This window comes from Flavobacterium sp. UBA7682, assembly GCF_002482945.1.
In the GTDB taxonomy this organism is placed as follows: Bacteria; Bacteroidota; Bacteroidia; order Flavobacteriales; family Flavobacteriaceae; genus Flavobacterium.
In genome coordinates, this window is record NZ_DLGY01000005.1 from 1 (window position 1) to 21,622 (window position 21,622).

Sequence of the window (21,622 nt, forward strand, 5' to 3'; positions counted from 1 at the left end):
CCATTCCTGAAGGATATGTTGTAGAAACTTTACCACAGCCTAAAGCGGTCAGTATGCCCGAAGAAATGGGTAGTTTCAAGTATAATCTTTCAAACAACGGAAATGTAGTCCAGGTAATATTTACCTTAGATATCAACCGAGCCATCATAGGTTCGGAATATTATCAAGCGTTGAAAAATTTTTACAAAGAAATGATCAACAAGCAAACAGAAAAAATTGTGCTTAAAAAAGTATAGCCATGTTTAGAAATTGGATGTTGTTTCTTTTTGCGATTGTCATTACCAATGTCTATTCTCAATCATTAGGTATCGAAGAGGTAACAAAAACTGAACTGAAGCAAATCAAACATGAAAAAGATACTTCAGCACCAGCAGCCATTTTATATAAAAAAGGAAGAACTTATTTCAAGTATTCCGTCAAATCAGGATTTACTTCCTATACTGAAATAGCTTTAAAAATAAAGATTTATAAAAATAAAGGACTTAAATGGGCTGACTTTCAAATTCCTTACTACATAGGTTATAAGTTTTTAGAAGATGAAGCAGTGGAAATCAAGAAAGCCTATACTTATAATCTGGAAAATGACAAAATCATCAAAGTAAAGGTAGCAGGAGAAAGTAAATTTAAAGACAGAATCAATGAAAATTGGAATGTCAAGAAAATTACCTTTCCCAATGTAAAAGTAGGTTCCATAATTGAGCTTAATTATCAACTAAAAACTGAAAATTTAACCGAGTTACCCGATTTTCAGTACCAATATGAAATTCCGGTAGACAAAGTAGAATACACTACTAAAATCCCTGAATTCTATATCTATAAAGGCATCAAAACAGGTTATGCCGAGATCGAAACTGATGCCGTTTTGGAAAACGCTTCCCAGTCGTTTGATGATCAATATAGCAGAACGATGACGATGAATTATAAACAAGTAAAAACATCTTATAAGGCTCAAAATATTCCAGCATTACAAGAAGAAGAGTATGTAAATAATATTAATAACTACTACAGTAAAATAAAGCACGAGTTAGAAGTTATCAGAATGCCCGAAGAAAAACCAAAACCAATCGCAACGACTTGGAATGATATAGCCAAATCTATTTATAGTCAAAAAGAATTTGGTGGCGAGCTAGAGAAAAACAAATATTTTATTGACGATTTAAGAACAATCGTAAAAGAAACAGATTCTCTGGAAACTAAGATGAATAAAGTATTCAATCATCTTAAAAACAGAATGAATTGGGATGGCAATTACGGCTATTATCCGAGAAAAGAAATTGATAAAGCGTATGACGAGAGAACCGGTAATGTCGCTGAAATCAATCTTATTTTAACGGCAATGCTCAGACTAAGCGGGCTAGAAGCTTATCCTATTTTATTAAGTACCAGAGATAATGGTTTAGCGGCATTCCCTAATAAAACTTTCCTTAATTACGTAATTGCCTCAGTAAATATAAAAGGCAAAGTTTATTTACTAGATGCTACGGACAAAATTTCTAATGTTAATTTTATACCTGTCAGAGCTCTGAATCAGTTTGGGGTTTTGATGAAAAAAGACGGAACATCGGAGGAAATTGATTTGATGCCCAAAATAAATTCTCATACTTCAACTAATATTTTGGTAACTATTAACAACGAAGGTGAAGCATTAGGAAAAGTCAGAAACCAATATTGGGAATACAATGCCTATGTTTTCGAACAAAAAAATGACGGATATACTACGGAAAGCTTAATAGAAAAGCTTGAAAAGACTTATCAAGGGCTCGAAGTTTCAGAATACACTGTTCAAAAAACCACTGATTTTTCAAAACCCACCATTGAAAATTATGCTTTTATATCAAGTAATTCGGTTGAAATTATTGGAGATAAAATGTATGTTGCACCTTTGTTGTTTTTTACTTTAACTGAAAATCCATTCAAACAAGAAACCAGAAAATATCCGGTTGATTTTGTGTTTCCACACCAACAAAAATTTAATATTAGTATCAAAATCCCTGAGGGCTATTCAATAGAAAAAATCCCTGATCCAAAGGCGATAGCAATGCCGGACAATTTAGCCGGCATGAAATATAATATTTTAACAACAGGTAATCAAGTTCAATTACTTTATACCTTTGACATGAATCAAGCCGTTATAGGTTCGGAATATTATGAAGCGTTGAAAAGCTTCTACAAAGAAATGATCAACAAGCAAACGGAAAAAATCGTTTTAAAGAGAATGTAAAATGGATATCAAAAACGCCCAACAAGAAGTAGACCACTGGATCAAAAATCACGGTGTTCGGTATTTTAATGAATTGACCAATATGGCACAACTCACCGAAGAAGTTGGAGAAGTAGCCCGAATCATAGCCCGTCGCTACGGAGAACAATCCGAAAAAGAAAGCGATAAAAATAAAGACCTTGGCGAAGAACTGGCCGATGTTGTTTTTGTAGTTTTGTGCCTGGCGAACCAAACTGGAATCGATTTGCAAGCGGCATTTGATAAAAAACTGGATTTAAAAACCAATCGCGATCACGATAGACATCAGAACAACGAAAAACTAAAATAAAGTGAGTTGGATTTTACTAATTATCGCCGGATTGTTTGAAGTAGGTTTTGCCACTTGTTTAGGCAAAGCCAAAGAAACTTCGGGGAATATTTCAATGTTTTGGTACGGGGGATTTTTAGTTTGCCTGACCATTAGCATGTTTTTATTGGTAAAAGCTACTAAAGAATTACCCATCGGAACCGCTTATGCTGTTTGGACCGGAATTGGCGCTGTTGGAAGCGTTTTGGTTGGGATTCTTGTATTCAAAGAACCCGCTACTTTTTGGCGCGTATTTTTTATTTCAACTTTAATTTTATCTATAGTCGGATTGAAAATTGTTTCTAAATAATGGATTTACAACTAAAACCATCAATTGTTAATCAGCAATCTTTAATCAAAATTACCGGTTCCAAATCGGAAACAAACCGTTTGCTATTGCTCCAAGCGTTATATCCAAATCTTACCTTGGAAAATACCTCCAACTCCGATGATTCCGAGGTCATGGCTAAAGCATTGCGAGCTTCCAACCTTGTAGATGTACATCACGCCGGAACCGCTATGCGTTTTCTTACCGCTTTTTTCGCCATTCAGGAAAACAGCGAAGTGGTTTTAACCGGTTCGTCCCGAATGAAAGAACGTCCAATCAAGATTTTAGTAGAAGCGTTACAACAACTCGGAGCCGAAATCACTTACGAAGAAAACGATGGTTTTCCGCCAATCAGAATCAAAGGCAAAAAGCTAATACAAAGGAAAGTTTCTCTTCCGGCGAATGTCAGTAGCCAATATATTTCGGCACTTTTACTCATCGCGCCCAAATTAGAAAACGGAATCGAACTAACCTTAGAAGGTGAAATCACTTCTTTTCCTTATATCAAAATGACTTTAGCTTTACTCAATGAAATTGGCGTAAAAACGGCTTTCGTCGGCAATAAAATCAGTGTTGAAAACTTATCCCTTATCCCTTATCCCTTATCTCTTGTAGTTGAATCAGATTGGTCTTCAGCATCCTATTTTTACTCAATTACAGCGTTGTCAAAAATCGGAACTGAAATAACACTTTCCAGTTACAAACAAAACAGCCTGCAAGGCGACAGCGCTTTGGTAGAAATATATAAATATTTCGGAGTAGAAACAGTTTTTGAAAACAATACAATAGTTTTGAGAAAGGCTGGTAATTGTCAATTATCAATTGTCAATTGTCAATTAAATTCCTCTCCAGACATCGCCCAAACCATTGCGGTTACTTGCTTCGGGTTAGGAATAGGTTGTCATTTAACCGGTTTGCATACACTAAAAATTAAAGAAACCGACAGACTGGAAGCTTTAAAAATGGAATTAACCAAGCTCGGAGCCATTGTGTCTGTTACCAACGACAGTTTGACTTTGGAACCATCAGTAGCGATAAATGAAAATGTTGCTGTTAAGACCTACCAAGACCACCGAATGGCAATGGCTTTCGCACCATTGGCACTAAAAGTTCCAATCGTGATTGAGGATGCCGAAGTAGTTTCAAAATCATATCCGAGCTTTTGGGAAGATTTAAAGAGCATAGGATTTGCCATTTCAGAATTGAAATAAAACCTTAGAACCTAAGTAACTTAGCACCTCAGAACCTTTTACAAAAATAAACCTCTTTTTACTTGACAACGCCTATCTCACAATAGTATATTTGCACGCAGTTAAAATTATGGTAACTCATAACTCATAACTTATAACTTATAACTCTTTCAAATGAAATTATCTCACTTTCAATTCAATTTACCAACCGAATTACTAGCTGAATTTCCTGTAGAAAACCGCGACGAATCAAGATTGATGGTCGTTAACCGAAAAACCAAAACCATTGAACACAAATTATTCAAAGACATTATCGATTATTTTGACGATGGCGATGTAATGATTTTGAACAATACCAAAGTTTTTCCGGCGCGTATGTACGGAAACAAAGAAAAAACCGGCGCGCGTATTGAAGTTTTCTTATTAAGAGAACTAAATGCTGAACAACGTCTTTGGGATGTATTAGTAGATCCGGCACGTAAAATCAGAATTGGAAACAAATTATATTTTGGAGAAGACGATTCATTAGTAGCGGAAGTTATTGATAACACCACTTCTCGCGGAAGAACTTTGCGTTTCCTTTACGATGGTTCGTACACCGAATTCAGAAAAAAATTAACCGAATTAGGAGAAACGCCGATTCCAAAGTACATCAACCGCGAAGTAAATGAAGACGATGCCGAGCGTTACCAAACCATTTATGCCAAAGAAGAAGGCGCAGTGGCGGCTCCAACAGCCGGCTTGCACTTCTCCAAACATTTATTGAAAAGATTAGAAATCAAAGGAATTGACTTTGCCGAGGTGACTTTACATGTTGGTTTAGGAACGTTCAATCCGGTTGAGGTAGAAGATTTGTCTAAACACAAAATGGACTCCGAAGAACTAATCATTTCCCAAGAAGCTTGCGACATTGTCAACAGTGCCAAAGTGAAAAAGAAAAAAATATGCTGTATCGGAACTACTTCGATGAGAGCGATTGAAAGTTCGGTTTCTTCAGCAAGAACCATGAATCCTTACACAGGTTGGACGAATAAATTCATTTTTCCACCTTACGATTTCAGCATCGCCGATTGTATGGTGACCAATTTCCATACGCCAAAATCAACTTTATTGATGATGGTTTCAGCTTTCTGCGGTCATGATTTAATGAAAAAAGCTTACGAAGAAGCCATCAAAGAAAAATACCGTTTCTACTCTTATGGAGATGCAATGTTAATTATCTAAATGTAAGTCTGTCCCGAAGCTTCGGGAGTCGAAGACCGTTTTATATACTAAATCCTAACAGTAATGTTGGGATTTTTTTTGGAGCCATTTGCTTCGCCAGTTCGCTCTTTTAGGAGCTTGTGTCCCGCTTTCCGTTACAATCTTTATAGATTTCCGGAAAGGAAATCTATAAAGGATTTCCACTGCAATCAGGGCTAAGGTCATCTGCACATTAAAACTTATTCCTTATCCCTTTTTTCTTATCCCTTTTTTTTACTTTTACACCTCACACGAGGCCGAATGGCCGAACTGAATGAAATTAAACTAAACCACACACATGACTTTTCAAAATACCCGCGAATTTGCACAACAATTAGATTCTCAAGACGAATTGCATCACTACCGAAATGAGTTCATTTTTCCAAAACACAATGGTAAAAACGTCATTTATTTTACCGGAAACTCTTTGGGTTTACAACCTAAACGGACTAAAAAATACGTAAATGAGGTCATGAACGATTGGGGAAATCTAGCCGTTGAAGGCCATTTCTACGCCGAAAAACCTTGGTGGGATTACCACGAAAGATTCGCTAATCCTTTAAGCGGAATAGTTGGTGCAAAACCTTCCGAAATTACAGTAATGAATACTTTGACGGTGAATTTACACTTGTTAATGGTATCTTTTTACAAACCAACAACTACTCGATATAAAATCATTTGCGAAGAGAAAGCCTTTCCTTCGGACCAATACATGTTCCAAAGTCAAGTGAACTTTAGAGGTTACAAAACCGAAGATGCTATAGTTGAAATCAAACGCAGAGAAGGTGAACACAACATCCGCTTGGAAGACGTTGTAGCCAAAATCAATGAAGTAGGCGATGAGTTAGCCTTAGTATTAATCGGTGGTGTGAATTATTACACCGGACAAGTTTTCGATATGAAAACCATCACCGAAGCCGGACACAAAGTGGGTGCAATCGTCGGATTTGATTTGGCTCACGCCGCCGGAAACATCGAATTAAAGTTACACGAGTGGAATGTTGATTTTGCCGCTTGGTGCAGTTACAAATACATGAATTCCGGACCGGGAAATGCTTCGGGATGTTTTGTGCATGAAAAACACCATCATGCCGATTTACCTCGTTTTGCCGGTTGGTGGGGACATAATAAAGAGCGTCGTTTTAAAATGGAACCCCAATTTGACCCGGTTCACGGTGCCGATGGCTGGCAAGTGAGCAACTTACCAATTTTGTCTTTAGCACCTTATTTGGCTTCGGTAGAGATGTTCGCCGAAGTAGGCATGGAAAAGCTAATCAAAAAAAGAAACCAATTGACCGCTTACTTAGAATTTATCCTTCACGAAATTGACGCAGCCATTGACGGCACTGAATTTGAAATCATCACGCCAAACAATCAAGAAGAAAGGGCTTGTCAACTGTCCGTTTTTCTTCACGGTCAAGGCAGAAGTTTGTTCGATTATTTAATGAAAAACGGGGTGATTACCGATTGGCGTGAACCCAACGTAATCCGCCTGGCACCAGCTCCTTTTTATTGTTCTTATGAAGATATGTATGAGTTCGGACAAATCTTAAAACGTGGAATTTTAACCAAATAATATTGGTTTTATAAAAAACAATTCGTTGATTTGCAATATATTATTGACTTATACCACAAACCAAAAAAAATAGAAATGAAAACTAAATTACATTTTGGAATCGTTGCTTTTTTTGTCTTTATAGCGACAAGCAATGCCCAAGTTTCAGAAAAAGAAAAAGAATCAAGATTATGGATAAAAGAAAATGAAAAAGAATTGCTAATCAATCCTGATGATACTTTTTCACTTCGATTTGTTAGAAAAACACAAGCCGGGGAAACACTTCGATTCCAACAATTGAAAAATGGTGTGCCTGTTTTTGATTCAGAAATATTAGTGCATTTTTCTCCTTATGGTGAAATTACAAGCACGACTTCAACGTATAAAGCTTCAATCGCTGATATTAATACAACACCTTCCATTACTAAAGAAAGTGCAATTGCCATTTCCAATCAAGCATTGGAGATTTCAGGAGATATTACTTTCCAAGAAAACAAATTGGTAGTATATGATAAGCTTGGCGGAACTAAATTAGTTTACAGAGTTGTAACCGATTCATTTTCTAAAGCAGGAAGTTGGGAAACCATTGTGGATGCCCAAACCGGAGAGGTTTTAAGCACAAACGATATTGCTTACTATTATAACAAACACAAACACCAAAAAGAAGAGAGTAATCCTCCAGTATCAATGGCACCTTTAGCTTTTGTTTCCGGAACCGGAATGGTGTTTAATCCTGATCCACTTTCTCAAGCTGGTGTTGCTTATGGAGCTGCAGGATATACTGATGGGAATGACGCTGCAACGACTCAGTTGAACAATGCAAGAACTTCTGTTACGTTACCGCAAATTGATTTGATCGGTGGTGTTTATAAACTAAAAAGTACTTATGCTGAAATCAAGGAATTGGGTGCTCCTGCCAAAGGTCTTTTTACCCAATCATCTTCAGCTTTTAATTTCACAAGATCGGAAGATGGATTTGAAGCGGTTAATGCTTTTTACCATATTGATAAGAGCATGCGTTACATCAATGAAACTTTAGGTATTCCATGCGTGCCTTACCAAGCAGCTAATGCCGGTGTGGTTTTCTTTGACCCTCATGGCGCTAGTAGTCAAGACAATTCATTTTATTCAAATGGTCAATTACAGTTTGGAGAAGGTGGTGTTGACGATGCAGAAGATGCCGATGTGGTTTTACACGAATTAGGACACGGATTACACGACTGGATAACCGGTGGCGGATTGTCACAAGTTAACGGTTTAAGTGAAGGTTCAGGAGATTATTGGGCGGTTTCTTACAGCAGAAGTTTGAATCAATGGGCATCAAGTGCACCACATTATAATTGGGTTTTTGGTTGGGATGGACACAATACTTTTTGGAATGGAAGAACCACCGATTATGGAGCTTCATACAGTGGTGGATTAGTGGGTCAAATTCATACCGATGGTCAAATTTGGGGTACTGTTTTAATGAAAATTTGGGATGGAATCGGAAGAGAAAAAACAGACAAAGCATTTCTTAATGGTTTAGATTTAACCACAAGCAATACAAACCAACAAAATGCGGCTATTGCAGTAAGAACTGCGGCTATGGATATGAACTATCCATGTGCAGATGTTGCCTTTATGACAGAAAAATTCGAAGAAGCCGGGTATATAATGCCTTCAATTTCTTTAAGAATGAATCCTATTCCTAATCAAACGGTTCAGGCTGGTGTTACTAATACATATACTTTACCAAGTTATGCCGAATTAGCTAATCCAATCACAAATAGTTGTGATGCCGGTTTAACACAATCTCCGGTTGTTGGGACAGTTTTAGCTCCGGGAACTTATTCTATAACTATGGTGGCCACCAGCGGTTCAACGGTTACTAGAACTTTCAATCTTACCGTTTTACCTTTCCTAGACATAAACGAAAACGTGAGAAACAACTTTATCATGTATCCAAATCCAGCTACTAATGTTATCACAGTAAAAGGAGAATTTGAGAGCAACGAAAGTGTATCTATTCACAACATCCTTGGTCAATTGGTCATGAATAAAGCCATTACTTCAAATGAACAAAGTATTGATGTTTCCAATTTGGCTTCAGGAGTTTACACTGTAACTTTTAACACTGCCAAAGTAAGTAGAAAGTTCATTAAAGAATAAGTTTTATTTCAAGATACCTAAAACCACAATGAGCAATCGTTGTGGTTTTTTTATGCCAATTAAAATCCAAATGCCTCAAAAAACAAATCTTGTAAAAACCTCAGAACCTTAGTATCTTTGCGTCTTAGAACCTTAAAGTAAAATGACCAAACAACAAATAATAGATAGTTTTGATCCAAGCCAACCCGGTTTAGCCGATGCAACGGTTTTTGGATTGCCCTTTTCAGCAGAACAAAGTGAAATTGTTATTATTCCTGTGCCTTGGGAAGTAACCGTAAGTTACGGCGCCGGCGCTTCTGAAGGACCGGAAGCGATATTAGATGCTTCCTTCCAAGTGGATTTAAATCACCAAGATTTTCCTGAATTATGGAAACTCGGAATTTATTTAGATGAAGCACCAAGTCATTGGAAAAATAACTCGGATCAATACAAAGCATTGGCCCAACCGATAATTGAATTGCTCGAAAGCGGTGAAGCAGTCGAGAATTATCCGGCATTGAAAGCTGATTTGGATAAAATCAACAAAGTGTGTCGTGACTTGCATACTGAAGTAAAAGAAAAAGTTTTGTTTTGGACAAAACAAGGTAAAAAAGTAGCGCTATTAGGAGGCGATCATTCAACGCCATTAGGATATTATGAAGCGTTAGCCAGTATGCATGATAACTTCGGAATTTTGCACTTGGATGCGCATATGGACTTGAGAATTGCTTACGAAGGCTTTACTTATTCGCATGCTTCAATTATGTATAACGCTTTGCAAATTCCTCAGATTTCTAAAATAGTTCAAGTTGGAATTCGTGATTTCTGTGAACAGGAAGTTGAGGTCGTGAATCAATCTAAAGGAAGAGTGTTAATAAACACTGACGCCGATTTAAAAGCGGAAATGTTTGAAGGTAAAACATGGGCGCAACAATGTGATGCGATTATAGCAACCTTGCCGCAAAAAGTTTGCGTTAGTTTTGACATTGACGGTATGTATCCATGGTATTGCCCCAATACAGGAACTCCGGTTCCGGGTGGGTTTTCGTTTGAACAAGCTACGTATTTGTTCAATAAATTAGCCGAAAGCGGTAAAGAAATCATAGGTTTTGATTTAGTCGAAGTAGCGCCGGGAGAAACTGACGATTGGGATGGCAATGTTGGAGCCAGAATGTTATTTCATATGTGTGGCGTTTTAGCTAAAAACAGTGGATTGAATGTTGGCCAGAAAATTAATTTCCCAAGGAGTTAGCACCCAAATGTTATAACTTTTACGTTAAATCATGTAAATCATCTAATTGATTTTTGCTGTTACTTTGCCTCATAACCTTAAAATTTTATGTAATGAGAAGTATAGTAATGATTTTAGCAACAGTAGGAGTTTTAAGTTTGAACTCGTGTAAAAATACAGACAAACAAGGTGTGGTTGATTCAGATATTCGGACGACTACCATTGATTCTATGAACGCTGTCGCTGAGAAACAACGAATCATCGATTCTATGAAAGTAGAAAATGAGAAAGTTTTAATGGAAAAACAAGTAGTGGTTGTAAATCAGCAGACACCGGCAGCTGCTGCACCTCAAAGAAAAAAATGGAGTGGTGCTGCTAAAGGAGCCGTAATTGGAGCCGGAGTTGGCGCCATAACTGGAGCGGCGATAAGTAAGAAAAAAGCCGAAGGTGCCATTATTGGTGGTTTGGCGGGAGCCGGAGTAGGCGCAGGAACCGGAGCCATTATCGATGATAAGAAAAAATAATTTTATATATATTATATATTAAAAACCCGGCTATGGCTGGGTTTTTTGTTTTGAAATTTAAGTAAACTACCGTCCTTTTTTAAATGTTATGGGAGTCAAATTGCCCCTCATTCAATAGCATAAACAATTTGATTATATTTGTTATTAAACATTTTAATCATGAAATACTTTAAGAAATTTATCTACATTCTCTTAATTTTAATAGTGGTGATAGCAATAGCTTTCTTTGGTTATCTTCAAACTACAAAACCCAAATATGAGGGAGAAGTTAGCTTAACAAATATATCAAAATCGACAACGGTATACTTTGACGATTATGGTGTGCCACATATTTATGCCGCTACTCAAAAAGATGCCATGACCACTTTGGGTTATGTTCATGCGCAAGACCGACTTTGGCAAATGGAACTCTTGCGACGTATTGCTCCGGGAAAACTTTCCGAAATTTTTGGAGGTGCTGCTTTGAAAACAGATAAGTTCTTTACAGGAATTGGTATCGATGAAAATTCGACTACCGCAGTCTCGCAATTGGATAAAAACTCGCCAACTTATATTCTGGCGCAAGCCTATCTCAAAGGGATCAATCAATACATTGCCGAAGGAGATACACCGATTGAAATCCGATTACTCGGCATTGAGCAAGAGAAATTTACGTTAAAGGACGTTTATAATATTTTTGGATTTATGTCTTTTAGCTTTGCGATGGCACAAAAAACAGATCCTTTATTGACCGATATTCGCGACCGATTTGGAATGGAATATCTAAAAGATTTCGGAATCCAAGGCGAATTAAGTACGCAACAACTAAAGTCATTTAAAGGAAAATACGCAGCATACAGCGAAATCTCAAAATCGGTTGCGAATTTGCTCGAAGCTTCTCCGGTTCCGGCTTTTATTGGTAGCAACAGTTGGGTAATTGGTGGCGAAAAGACTAAAAGCGGCAAAGTAATTTTGGCCAATGATCCACACATTATGCATTCCCAACCCGGAACTTGGTACGAAGCACACATCGTTTGTCCGGATTATGAAATCTATGGTTATTACATCGCCGGAACGCCTTTTCCGTTATTAGGTCACAATCACAATTATGCTTATGGTTTAACGATGTTTGAAAACGACGATGTTGATTTTTTTCAAGAAGCAGAAAATCCGAATAATCCAAAACAATACAAAACGCAGGAAGGTTATAAAAACTACACTTACAAACAAAAAACCATCAAAGTAAAAGACAGCATCGATGTCAAACTAAATGTAAAAACCAGTAAGCACGGTCCAATTATAACAGGATTGTTAGACGGTTTGAAAACCGATAAGTTTGTTGCGATGCATTGGATATATACCCAACAAAAAAACCAAATACTCGATGCAGTTTATGCGTTGTCACATGCTAAAAACCTGGAAAGCTTTCACAAAAATATCGAATTAATTCACGCGCCGGGATTGAATATTATGTATGGCGATGCCAAAGGCAATATCGCCTGGATAACTTCGGGGAAATTGTATAAAGTCGATCAAAGTGTCAATACCAATTTCATTCTTAACGGTGCTAATGGTATCGATGACAAGAAAGAGTTTCTGGCTTTTGCCAAAAATCCTCAGGCGATAAATCCACCGTGGCATTATGTGTATAGTTCGAATAACCAACCAACACCGATTGACGGCTATTTGTATCCAGGTTATTATTTACCCAAAGACAGAGCAACAAGAATCGATAATTTGTTAAGTCCGAAAAACGATTGGACGAAAGAAGACGTTTCTAAAATGATAGTCGATAATACTTCGGCGACGGCTCAAACCATAGTGGGTAATATGACCAAACCGATAAATCCGGCTAAACTTTCAAAAATAGAAAAGGATGCGCTAAATGTTTTGCAAACATGGAAAGCAACACATAATTTAGAAGACATCGCGCCAACCATTTATAATAAATGGCTCTATTTTTATCTAAAAGCGACATTGGAAGATGAATTTGGAGAAGAAAACTTCAAATTATTATTGAGCACGCATATCGTCAAACAAATGATTGAAGCCCAAACCCAAAACGCGAATTCGCCTTGGTGGGACAATATCAATACAAAAGGGAAAAAAGAAACCCAATCGGAAGTCCTTACTAAGTCGTTTAAAGAAGCCATTGCCTCATTGGAAAAACAATTAGGAAATGAGGTGGAGCAGTGGACATGGGGAAAAGTGCACCAAGTAACTTTCCAACATCCAATTGGTAAAGTTAAAATGTTTAGCAAATTTTTCAATGTTGGTTCGTTTCCGATAGCAGGTTCGAATGAAGTTATCGATAACCAATTGTTCATTTACACCGATGATGCGGTAATTCCAGTCAAAGGCGGACCATCAACACGACGTATTATCGACTTTTCAGATATTGAAAACAGTTTGAGTGTTTTGCCAACAGGGCAATCAGGCAACCCAATGAGCAAGTATTATAAAGACCAAGCTGCGTTATTTGTAAACGGAAAATTCAGAAAGATGAAGTTGAATAAAAAAGAAATTGAAGCGACTTCGACTAAATTAGTTTTCAAACCTAAAAAGTAAAACACAGATTTCACAGATTAACACAAATTATTGTAACAGTAAAAAACAGATTGTCTTTTTAGGTGGCTTTATCTGTGTTAATCTGTGAAATTTGTGTTTAAATAAGTAAATTTGCAAAACCGTTTATAAAATTTCAATGCAAAATCCTCAAAAAATTGCTGTTGTTGGTTCAGGCTTAGTCGGAACTTTGTTGGCAATTTATCTCAAAAGACAAGGACACAATGTTCATGTTTATGATCGTAGTCCCGATATTAGAACGGTTGAATTCTCAGGTCGTTCCATTAATTTGGTGATGTCAACTCGTGGCTGGAAAGCCATGGAAGACGTTGGTTTAGATGATGAAATCCGAAAAATCGGAATTCCGGTAGACAAAAGAGCGATTCATTTAAAAGACGGTAAACTCAATTATCAATATTATGGTAAAGACGGCGAAGCTATTTTTTCATTGTCAAGAGGTGTTTTAAACCGCAGAATGATTGATTTGGCAGAAGCCGAAGGCGTTGAATTTTTCTTTGAACATAAAATTTGGGATGTCACCTTAGCAGACGCAACTTTGCACATTGGTGAAACCGAAAGAGGCGAGTGGACTGAGTTAAAATATGACAAAGTCTTTGGTGCCGATGGTGCTTTTTCCAGAATTCGCCACCGCATGCAGCGCCAAAGCATGTTTGATTACTCACAAGAGTTTATGAAAATCGGCTACAAAGAATTGCACATTCCGGCTAATCCCGATGGAACGCACAAAGTCGATAAAAACTCTTTACACATTTGGCCACGCGGCAATTTTATGTTGATGGCTTTGGCCAATTTAGACGGTAGTTTTACTTGTACGTTGTTCATGCCTTTTGAAGGCGAAAATTCTTTTGAGCAATTGAAAGACAAGGAGTCTTTAGTCAATTTCTTTGCCCAATATTTTCCGGATACCAAGGAAGTGATTCCAGATTTAGTCGAAGATTTCTTCAAAAACCCAACGAGTTATTTGGTGATGATGAAATGTTACCCATGGACTTTTGAGGATAAAGTCGCTTTGATAGGCGATGCTTCTCATGCGATTGTTCCTTTTTACGGACAAGGGATGAATGCCGGATTTGAAGACATTACCGTTTTAAGCGAAATGATGTCAAAATATGGCGACGATTGGGAAATGATTTTTTCTGAATATCAAAAGTCACGCAAACCCAATGCCGATGCTATTGCGGAATTATCGCTTCGAAACTTTATCGAAATGAGTACCAAAACTGCCGATGAAAACTTCCTATTACAAAAAAAAATCGAAAAGTGGTTCTCCGACAAACATCCCGATAAATGGTTGCCTTTGTACAGCCGAGTAACTTTTAGTTTGCATCCTTATTCCGAAGCGTTGGCGTTGGGCGATTTCCAAAACAAAATCATGGAAGAAGTAATGCAAATGCCGAATATTGAAGAAAACTGGAATAGCGAAGCTGTCGAGCAAAAAATCATCGATTTACTGAAATAAGACAGCAATATCAATATTCAATTATTGTTATTGCCATTGGTATTGTCATTTTTTTATTCCTCGCGATGTACTTTGTTAAAATCAAACGCCGGTTGGCAAATAGCAATGTATTCACAAGGTTCGTCAAACGGATTGGAATATTGCACACGCGTATTCTTCTCTATTTTAATGGATTGTCCGGCTTCGACAATTACGGTTTCTTCTTCAATGACAAACTGCTTTTTTCCTGAAATGATATAAGTGTATTCGTCAAACTCCGGCGTCTGAAACGGTTCAGCCCATTTAGGTGGCGCAATCATGTGCGCTATTGAAATGTCAGCATTATTGGTTGTCGCATTCCCGTGATGTTCTTCGATGAGTTTGCCATCTGTGGTCGGCACGACAAAAGGTGCTTTTTGGATAAAGTATTTATTACTCATTCTTTTATATTGTTGTGTTTGTATTCGTGAATCTTCGATTTCATGGTTATTTTTTGAATATGAAATAAACGGCTAAAATCAAAAAGCAAAACCCAACGGCGTGATTCCAGCGGAAGGTTTCATTTTTGAAAAACAGTAAAGAGAAAATCACAAAGATTACCAACGTGATGACTTCTTGTATGACTTTTAATTGCATTAGGGAAAACGGTCCGCCATTGCCTTCAAACCCTATTTTATTCGCCGGAACTTGGAAACAATATTCAAAAAATGCCAATCCCCAACTGATTAAAACGATGGTGATTAATCCGGCATTTTCAAACCATTTCAGTTCTTTGAATTTTAAATGACCATACCAAGCCAAAGTCATAAAGACGTTTGATAATACTAGTAAGCCAATGGTCAAAAACGATTTCATTATTTTCTGAAAAGCTTAGTTAGGATACCAAAAACACCGCGGATAAAAGTGGCGCTGGTTACTACTTTCGTTACCGATTTACCAATGACTTCAGCCGTACTGGGTTCACTGCTTTTTCTCTTTTCTTCTTGTTGACTTTCTTGCGTTTCTTCTGCTTGTTGATTAGCCGCTTCAATTTTTTTGGTCAGCATTTCATAAGCGCTTTCGCGATCGATTTCTTCTGAATATTTTCTAACCAATTTTGATTTGGTATTGATTTGTTGAATTTCACTTTCGGTCAAAACATCCATTCGACTCATCGGTGCGCGCATCATCGTGGCTGCTAAAGGCGTCGGAACTCCTTTTTCGTTTAACGCCGTTACAAAAGCTTCTCCTATTCCAAGCGAAGTCAATACTTCGGCAGTGTTATAATAATCTGATAGTGGATAATTTTCAGCAGTTTGTTTAATCGCTTGTCTGTCATTGGCAGTAAAAGCTCTTAAGGCGTGCTGTATTTTCAAACCCAATTGAGCCAAAACACTCGCCGGGACATCCATAGGATTTTGGGTTACAAAATAAACACCGATGCCTTTGGAACGGATGAGTTTGATGATGGTTTCAATTTGGTTTAACAACGCATCACTGGCTTCGTTAAAAATTAAATGCGCTTCATCAATAAAAATCACTAATTCCGGTTGGTCTGCATCGCCTTTTTCAGGCATTTGTTGGTAGATTTCTGCTAATAAACTCAACATAAAGGTTGAGAATAATTTAGGTTTGTCTTGAATATCGGTTAGGCGAATAATATTGATGTATCCTTTTCCATTCTCATCAATGCGCATTAAGTCTTCTATTTCAAAGGACAATTCTCCAAAGAAAATATCGCCGCCTTGTTGTTCCAGTTCAATGATTTTACGAAGGATAATCCCAGTGGTTGAGGTCGAGATTTTCCCATAGTGTTCCGTGATTTCTTCTTTGCCTTCTTCAGTGATGAAGTTGATTACTTTTTTGATGTCTTTTAAATCCAATAAAGGCATTTGTTTGTCATCACAATATTTGAAAATAACAGCCATCACACCGGCTTGGGTATCATTTAAATCAAGAATTCTTGAGAACAGCACTGGCCCAAATTCAGAAATGGTAGCGCGTAATCTCACCCCGTCTTGTTGGGATAGCGACATCAGCTCTACAGGAAAACTGGCGGTGTTGTAAGGAATGTTTATTTTGGTATGTCGTTCTGTAATAAATGGTTTTTCTTCGCCTTCTTTAGCAATACCTGAAAAATCGCCTTTAATGTCCATCATCAAAACCGGAATTCCAAAGGAAGATAATTGTTCTGAAAGGACTTGGATAGTTTTGGTTTTTCCAGTTCCGGTAGCGCCGGCAATTAATCCGTGACGGTTCAATGTTTTTAAGGGCACTTTTACAAAAGTATCTGCTAAAGCTTCGCCGTTTAAAATGGCACCGCCAAGAATAATACTTTCGCCTTTTGAGGTATAGCCGTCATTGATGTGTTTTGAAAAATCGGATGCTGTTGCCATTTACTTTTTTGGGTTTTTATTAATGTAAATATAAAGGTATTGCAAAATAATGTAATTTTTAAAACTTATGAAATGTTAATTGTTTTCATTCAGGAATAAAAAAGTTATAAATTTAAATTATTGAAAAAGGAGGAAGTGAAAATACATTTTCAATACTTTTCACGTTATACATAATAAATGTGTATTAAAACCTTGAAAATTAGACTTATTTTTATTTATTATTTAATGATTGTTTTAAATGTTAGAAACACCCTTGAAAGTGTATTTAAAACGATATGTTATTAAAATTAAAAAAAGTTTTTTTATTTGAAGTAAAAAATTAAATTTGCTCCTAATCAAGTTTATTAACAACTAAAACTTATAATTTATTAAAACTTTTAAAATTTAAAAAAATGGCAAACGTTAAAAAAGAATCTGGTTCGAATGGTTTAGGGATGATGTCGGGAATCATCATTGTAGCATGTATTTTTGTTGGATGGTTAATTTGGCAGTTTATAATGGGTAATGGTGCTAACTTTGAAGGCAACGTGAATACAGGTCATCCGCTACCAGGAAATTACCTAGCAATGGTATATAAAGGTGGGCCAATTGTTCCGGTTTTGATGGGACTATTATTAATGGTAGTGGTATTTTCAATTGAGCGTTTCTTTGTTATTTCAAAAGCAGGAGGAAAAGGGAACTTAGATACTTTCATGAGAAATGTACAAGCTAGCGTTAAAGCTGGAAATATTGATGATGCAATCAATGCTTGTGACAAACAACAAGGTTCTGTTGCTAATGCAATCAAATCAGCTCTAGTAAAATATCAAGAGGTTAAAAAAGAAGGGTTTACGAGCGAAGAAGCTGCGGAAACAATTCACAAAGAAATCGAAGAAGCAACTTCATTGGAAATGCCAATGTTAGAAAAAAACATGACTATTTTGTCAACACTTGTAGCTCTTGGTACACTTGCAGGATTATTAGGAACAGTAACAGGGATGATTAAAGCATTTGGCGCGTTAGCTTCTACAGGTACTCCTGACCAAGCGGCATTAGCAAATGGTATTTCTGAAGCTTTGATCAATACTGCAACAGGTATCTCAACTTCTGCCCTAGCAATTGTAACTTACAACTTCTTTACTTCTAAAATCGATACTTTAACTTACTCAATTGATGAGGCAGGTTCAACTATTGTGAACACATACAGAAAATTCAGAGGAAGTTTAAAATCATAATTCAGTAATTAGGTATTCTACTTATTGTAATTTAAAAACAAGTAAATAAATGGCTAAAATAAAATCGCATAAGGCAGCAGGCGCCATCGACATGACGGCGATGTGTGATGTGGCTTTCCTTTTGCTTACCTTTTTTATCTTAACAGCGACGGCCAAAATGCCGGAGCCGTTACCGGTAGATACGCCTTCTTCCACTGTTCAGACTAAATTGCCGGAAACGGGTTTGGTGATGTTAACAGTCGGGAAAAGCGATGGTAAGGAACAAGTGTTTTATGGAATGAAAGATAGAGCAATTCGTTCGGGTGCTCTTGATTATATGGCTCAGAAATACAAACTGACTTTTACAGAGGAAGAAAAAGCCCAATTCGCACTTGTTGACGAGTTTGGTGTTCCTGTTGAAAGTTTAAAGCAATTACTGGCGATGAAAGCTGCGGATAGAGTAAAAAAAGGAGTGCAACCCGGTATTCCACATGACTCTATCAACAATCAATTACAAGATTGGATACAAGGCGCAAGATTGGCAAATATCAATGAAGGTGCTACTAAAGAACTTCAATTTGCAATCAAAGGTGATGCTAAGGAAGAATATCCTCAGATTAAACGAGTGATGGATATTTTACAAGACCAAAAAATCAATAGCTTTAATTTAGTTACTGGTTTAAGAGGAAAAGATTATTAATTTTAATAATAATATAAAATGGCTGAATTAAATACCGGCGATGACGGTGGCAAAAAAGGCAGTAAAAAGGTAAGAAGTAAAAAATCCAATGCAAAAGTGGATCTTACTGCCATGGTGGATTTGGCATTCTTATTGATTACGTTCTTTATGTTGACGACCTCTTTATCAAAACCACAATCTATGGATTTGGGTTTGCCGGATAAGAATAAAGAGGATGAACCTAAAGATAATATAAAAGTTGACCAAAAAAGAACCATGACTATTATCATGGGGAAAGACAACCAAATAAAATGGTTTCATGGGTTGTTAGAGACACCTGAACCGGGTGGAGCTCCAACTAATGCGGTTTATGGAAAGAATGGTTTGCGCAAAGAAATTCTGAAAAGAGTAGTTTCTGTTAATGAGTATTGCCAAACTTTACCAACCTATAAAAAAGGGGACGGATTGATAGTAATTATCAAACCAAGCAAGAAATCAACCTATAGAAATTTAGTTGATATACTGGATGAAATGGCAATTTGCAAGGTTCCATCTTATGCGATTGTAAATGACATCACTCCTGAAGAACAAAAACTAGTAGACGAAATGAACAAGTAATGTCTTGTGCTAATCTTTAAAAAGTAAAAATATGAAATTAGACTTATTAAAAAGACAGTGGATAGACATCGTTTTTGAGGGACGCAACAAAGCCTATGGTGCTTATGAGTTGCGTAAAGAAAACCCCAAAACTACTTTGCGTTCACTAGCGATAGGAGCTGTTATATTCGGTTTAGCCGTAAGTGCACCACTTATCATTAGCTTAATACCGGAAGGTACTGAAGACACTTCTTTGGATCAAAAGATTGTGACCATCAAGTTACCTCCAAAAGAAAAACCACCGGAAAATCTTCCACCACCTCCACCACCGCCTCCAAAACAGGATCAGGTGAAATTTGTAAAACCGGTAGTGGCTAAAACAGAAGAGATTGTTGAAGAGCCACCTAAAGTTGAAGAAATTAAGGATAAAAAACTAGGAGCTGAAACGATTAAAGGAGATCCTGATGCACCTTTATCAGTTGAGCCGGTTGGAACAGGACCAAGTGTAGTAGAAGAAGATAACAACATCTACAACACAGCGGGTATCGAGGTAAAACCTGATTTTCCTGGTGGATTAGAGAAATTTTTTAAATTCATTGCGAAAAATTACCAAGTTCCTGAGGAAGATGGATTAAAAGGGAAGATTTTCGTAACTTTCGTAGTAGAAAAAGATGGTTCATTAACAGATATCAAAGTAATTAGAGATATTGGTTACGGAACCGGAAAAGAAGCCATTAGAGTATTGAAATCGTGTCCGAGATGGAATCCGGGTGAGCAGAATGGTAAAAAGGTTAGGGTATTATACTCGCTACCGATTTCTATACAATCAGCCGAATAAATGATTTCAAAAATCATAGATAATTTTAAGAAGAAATCGCTAAAAGGGCGATTTCTTCTCGTTATTAGCTTATTGAATTTTATTGCTTTTTGTTTTTTAGGATCGCTTTTGCTGTTCTGGGAGCAATTAAAATTGAATTTGCCTAATAACCTTCAAATAATTGTAGGTTGCCTTATAATATTATTTGGTTTTATCCGTTTTATAACACAGGTAAAGCGTTTGAATAATTTAGATGATGAATAAAATAGATGAATAAAATAACAAAAACTATTACGGGTTTTCTTTTACTAACATTATTATTTGTGTTTTCTTGTCAAGAAAAAGCCGATAGCAAGACGGAAACCATACTTGAAGGGAAAGCGACAATTTATGTTGACGAGTCTGTATTGCCTATAATAGAAGATCAAGAAGCTGTTTTTGAAACACAATACAATGCTAAATTGCATTTGGTTGCCCAATCCGAAAATGAGATTTTGAATTCATTACTAAATGATTCAGCCAAAATTGCTGTTCTCACAAGAACACTTTCTACCAAAGAAATTAAGGTTCTAGAAAGCAAAAAGATTACGCCAAGAATTACACCTTTTGCCACAGATGCTGTCGCTTTTATTAAAAGTAAAACAGCCAATGATACCATAGTTGTTTTGCAGGATATAATTGATTTTATTAGCGGCAAACCTGTGCCAAATATAAAAGGATTAGTGTTTGACAACCCAAATTCGAGCACTGTCAGATTCATGTCTGAAATAGCCGGAATGAAAATTGACAAACAGAAAAATGTGTTTTCATTCAAAACCAATGAAGAGGTTATCAAGTATGTAGCTGAAAACAATGGAATGATAGGCGTTATAGGGATGAATTGGATTTTTCAACCGCCATTAGATCTTCAAAAAGTAGTGGATCAAGTGAATGTTTTAGGCGTGAAAGGCAAAGATTCGAACGAATATGTATTTCCAACACAAGACAATCTAGCCCAAGGTAAGTATCCTTTGGCACGTCATTTGTATATCGTCAACTGTCAAGGATATTCCGGATTGGGAATGGGATTTGGTTCCTTCCTTGGTGGAGAAAGAGGACAACGCATCATTTTAAAATCAGGATTAGTGCCTGAACGTGTTCCAACCAGAAAAATCGTGATTAAAAATAATAATACAAAAGATAATAATTAAA

General features: G+C 36.8%; 19 protein-coding genes and 1 pseudogene. 17 read left to right on the forward strand and 3 right to left on the reverse strand.

Annotated elements, in window-relative coordinates:
* The 12 genes and pseudogenes from B3C16_RS00710 to B3C16_RS00765 all read left to right on the forward strand — a co-directional run.
* Window positions 1–236, forward strand: a pseudogene (locus B3C16_RS00710) (transglutaminase); the annotation flags it as partial.
* Window positions 237–238: 2 nt separating this feature from the next.
* Window positions 239–2,221 carry a DUF3857 domain-containing protein gene (locus tag B3C16_RS00715; RefSeq protein WP_291127616.1) on the forward strand — a complete coding sequence of 661 codons (1,983 nt, stop codon included), beginning with the start codon at window positions 239–241 and terminating at the stop codon, window positions 2,219–2,221.
* A 1-nt stretch (window position 2,222) separates the two neighbouring features.
* On the forward strand, window positions 2,223–2,549 hold the full coding sequence (locus B3C16_RS00720) for a nucleotide pyrophosphohydrolase (RefSeq protein WP_121312680.1): 327 nt from the start codon (window positions 2,223–2,225) through the stop codon (window positions 2,547–2,549).
* 1 nt (window position 2,550) lies between these two features.
* The gene (locus B3C16_RS00725; protein ID WP_121312681.1) at window positions 2,551–2,877 is read left to right on the forward strand and encodes a DMT family transporter; all 327 of its coding nucleotides are present in this window, start codon (window positions 2,551–2,553) and stop codon (window positions 2,875–2,877) included.
* Window positions 2,877–4,106, forward strand: coding sequence for a 3-phosphoshikimate 1-carboxyvinyltransferase (locus B3C16_RS00730; protein ID WP_291127622.1), 1,230 nt, complete (start codon window positions 2,877–2,879; stop codon window positions 4,104–4,106). Before B3C16_RS00725 ends, B3C16_RS00730 begins: the two co-directional genes overlap by 1 nt.
* Before the next feature lie 153 nt (window positions 4,107–4,259).
* A complete protein-coding gene (gene queA / locus B3C16_RS00735; RefSeq protein ID WP_121312683.1) occupies window positions 4,260–5,309 on the forward strand; it encodes a tRNA preQ1(34) S-adenosylmethionine ribosyltransferase-isomerase QueA in 1,050 nt (349 codons plus the stop codon).
* 316 nt (window positions 5,310–5,625) lie between these two features.
* On the forward strand, window positions 5,626–6,903 hold the full coding sequence (gene kynU / locus B3C16_RS00740) for a kynureninase (RefSeq protein WP_291127629.1): 1,278 nt from the start codon (window positions 5,626–5,628) through the stop codon (window positions 6,901–6,903).
* A 75-nt stretch (window positions 6,904–6,978) separates the two neighbouring features.
* Window positions 6,979–9,033 carry a T9SS type A sorting domain-containing protein gene (locus B3C16_RS00745; protein ID WP_291127632.1) on the forward strand — a complete coding sequence of 685 codons (2,055 nt, stop codon included), beginning with the start codon at window positions 6,979–6,981 and terminating at the stop codon, window positions 9,031–9,033.
* 142 nt (window positions 9,034–9,175) lie between these two features.
* Window positions 9,176–10,264, forward strand: coding sequence for an agmatinase family protein (locus B3C16_RS00750; protein ID WP_121312686.1), 1,089 nt, complete (start codon window positions 9,176–9,178; stop codon window positions 10,262–10,264).
* Window positions 10,265–10,356: 92 nt separating this feature from the next.
* Window positions 10,357–10,767, forward strand: coding sequence for a glycine zipper family protein (locus B3C16_RS00755; RefSeq protein WP_121312687.1), 411 nt, complete (start codon window positions 10,357–10,359; stop codon window positions 10,765–10,767).
* A 159-nt stretch (window positions 10,768–10,926) separates the two neighbouring features.
* Window positions 10,927–13,314 (forward strand): penicillin acylase family protein, encoded by a 2,388-nt coding sequence (locus B3C16_RS00760; protein WP_291127637.1) that lies wholly within the window; start codon window positions 10,927–10,929, stop codon window positions 13,312–13,314.
* A gap of 136 nt (window positions 13,315–13,450) precedes the next feature.
* On the forward strand, window positions 13,451–14,791 hold the full coding sequence (locus B3C16_RS00765) for an FAD-dependent oxidoreductase (protein WP_291127640.1): 1,341 nt from the start codon (window positions 13,451–13,453) through the stop codon (window positions 14,789–14,791).
* A 53-nt stretch (window positions 14,792–14,844) separates the two neighbouring features.
* On the opposite strand, the gene B3C16_RS00770 is transcribed toward B3C16_RS00765, so the two are convergent.
* From B3C16_RS00770 to B3C16_RS00780, 3 genes are read right to left on the reverse strand one after another with little or no spacing between them, the layout of a single operon-like run.
* Window positions 14,845–15,210, reverse strand: a complete 366-nt coding sequence (locus B3C16_RS00770; RefSeq protein WP_291127643.1) for a cupin domain-containing protein — start codon at window positions 15,208–15,210, stop codon at window positions 14,845–14,847.
* 46 nt (window positions 15,211–15,256) lie between these two features.
* Complete coding sequence (locus B3C16_RS00775; RefSeq protein ID WP_121312691.1) at window positions 15,257–15,625, reverse strand: DMT family protein; 369 nt, start codon at window positions 15,623–15,625, stop codon at window positions 15,257–15,259.
* The gene (locus tag B3C16_RS00780) at window positions 15,625–17,145 is read right to left on the reverse strand and encodes a helicase HerA-like domain-containing protein (RefSeq protein WP_291127646.1); all 1,521 of its coding nucleotides are present in this window, start codon (window positions 17,143–17,145) and stop codon (window positions 15,625–15,627) included. Before B3C16_RS00780 ends, B3C16_RS00775 begins: the two co-directional genes overlap by 1 nt.
* A gap of 392 nt (window positions 17,146–17,537) precedes the next feature.
* Here B3C16_RS00780 and B3C16_RS00785 point away from each other — a divergent pair, with 392 nt between their 5' ends.
* From B3C16_RS00785 to B3C16_RS00805, 5 genes are all read left to right on the forward strand, one after another.
* Window positions 17,538–18,359, forward strand: a complete 822-nt coding sequence (locus B3C16_RS00785) for a MotA/TolQ/ExbB proton channel family protein (protein ID WP_121312693.1) — start codon at window positions 17,538–17,540, stop codon at window positions 18,357–18,359.
* 49 nt (window positions 18,360–18,408) lie between these two features.
* On the forward strand, window positions 18,409–19,038 hold the full coding sequence (locus tag B3C16_RS00790) for an ExbD/TolR family protein (protein ID WP_291127650.1): 630 nt from the start codon (window positions 18,409–18,411) through the stop codon (window positions 19,036–19,038).
* Window positions 19,039–19,056: 18 nt separating this feature from the next.
* A complete protein-coding gene (locus B3C16_RS00795) occupies window positions 19,057–19,635 on the forward strand; it encodes an ExbD/TolR family protein (protein ID WP_291127652.1) in 579 nt (192 codons plus the stop codon).
* 31 nt (window positions 19,636–19,666) lie between these two features.
* Window positions 19,667–20,452: an energy transducer TonB gene (locus B3C16_RS00800; RefSeq protein ID WP_291127655.1), complete on the forward strand. Its 786-nt coding sequence runs from the start codon at window positions 19,667–19,669 to the stop codon at window positions 20,450–20,452.
* A gap of 248 nt (window positions 20,453–20,700) precedes the next feature.
* A complete protein-coding gene (locus tag B3C16_RS00805; protein WP_291127658.1) occupies window positions 20,701–21,621 on the forward strand; it encodes a PstS family phosphate ABC transporter substrate-binding protein in 921 nt (306 codons plus the stop codon).
* The last annotated feature ends 1 nt before the right edge of the window (window position 21,622 follow it).

Bases quoted from the DNA above. Each gene is read 5' to 3' on its own strand.
- B3C16_RS00715 (WP_291127616.1), top strand. From the start codon at position 239: ATGTTTAGAAATTGGATGTTGTTTCTTTTTGCGATTGTCATTACCAAT.
- B3C16_RS00720 (WP_121312680.1), top strand. From the start codon at position 2,223: ATGGATATCAAAAACGCCCAACAAGAAGTAGACCACTGGATCAAAAAT.
- B3C16_RS00730 (WP_291127622.1), top strand. From the start codon at position 2,877: ATGGATTTACAACTAAAACCATCAATTGTTAATCAGCAATCTTTAATC.
- queA (WP_121312683.1), top strand. From the start codon at position 4,260: ATGAAATTATCTCACTTTCAATTCAATTTACCAACCGAATTACTAGCT.
- kynU (WP_291127629.1), top strand. From the start codon at position 5,626: ATGACTTTTCAAAATACCCGCGAATTTGCACAACAATTAGATTCTCAA.
- B3C16_RS00745 (WP_291127632.1), top strand. From the start codon at position 6,979: ATGAAAACTAAATTACATTTTGGAATCGTTGCTTTTTTTGTCTTTATA.
- B3C16_RS00750 (WP_121312686.1), top strand. From the start codon at position 9,176: ATGACCAAACAACAAATAATAGATAGTTTTGATCCAAGCCAACCCGGT.
- B3C16_RS00755 (WP_121312687.1), top strand. From the start codon at position 10,357: ATGAGAAGTATAGTAATGATTTTAGCAACAGTAGGAGTTTTAAGTTTG.
- B3C16_RS00760 (WP_291127637.1), top strand. From the start codon at position 10,927: ATGAAATACTTTAAGAAATTTATCTACATTCTCTTAATTTTAATAGTG.
- B3C16_RS00765 (WP_291127640.1), top strand. From the start codon at position 13,451: ATGCAAAATCCTCAAAAAATTGCTGTTGTTGGTTCAGGCTTAGTCGGA.
- B3C16_RS00770 (WP_291127643.1), bottom strand. From the start codon at position 15,210: ATGAGTAATAAATACTTTATCCAAAAAGCACCTTTTGTCGTGCCGACC.
- B3C16_RS00775 (WP_121312691.1), bottom strand. From the start codon at position 15,625: ATGAAATCGTTTTTGACCATTGGCTTACTAGTATTATCAAACGTCTTT.
- B3C16_RS00780 (WP_291127646.1), bottom strand. From the start codon at position 17,145: ATGGCAACAGCATCCGATTTTTCAAAACACATCAATGACGGCTATACC.
- B3C16_RS00785 (WP_121312693.1), top strand. From the start codon at position 17,538: ATGGCAAACGTTAAAAAAGAATCTGGTTCGAATGGTTTAGGGATGATG.
- B3C16_RS00790 (WP_291127650.1), top strand. From the start codon at position 18,409: ATGGCTAAAATAAAATCGCATAAGGCAGCAGGCGCCATCGACATGACG.
- B3C16_RS00795 (WP_291127652.1), top strand. From the start codon at position 19,057: ATGGCTGAATTAAATACCGGCGATGACGGTGGCAAAAAAGGCAGTAAA.
- B3C16_RS00800 (WP_291127655.1), top strand. From the start codon at position 19,667: ATGAAATTAGACTTATTAAAAAGACAGTGGATAGACATCGTTTTTGAG.
- B3C16_RS00805 (WP_291127658.1), top strand. From the start codon at position 20,701: ATGAATAAAATAACAAAAACTATTACGGGTTTTCTTTTACTAACATTA.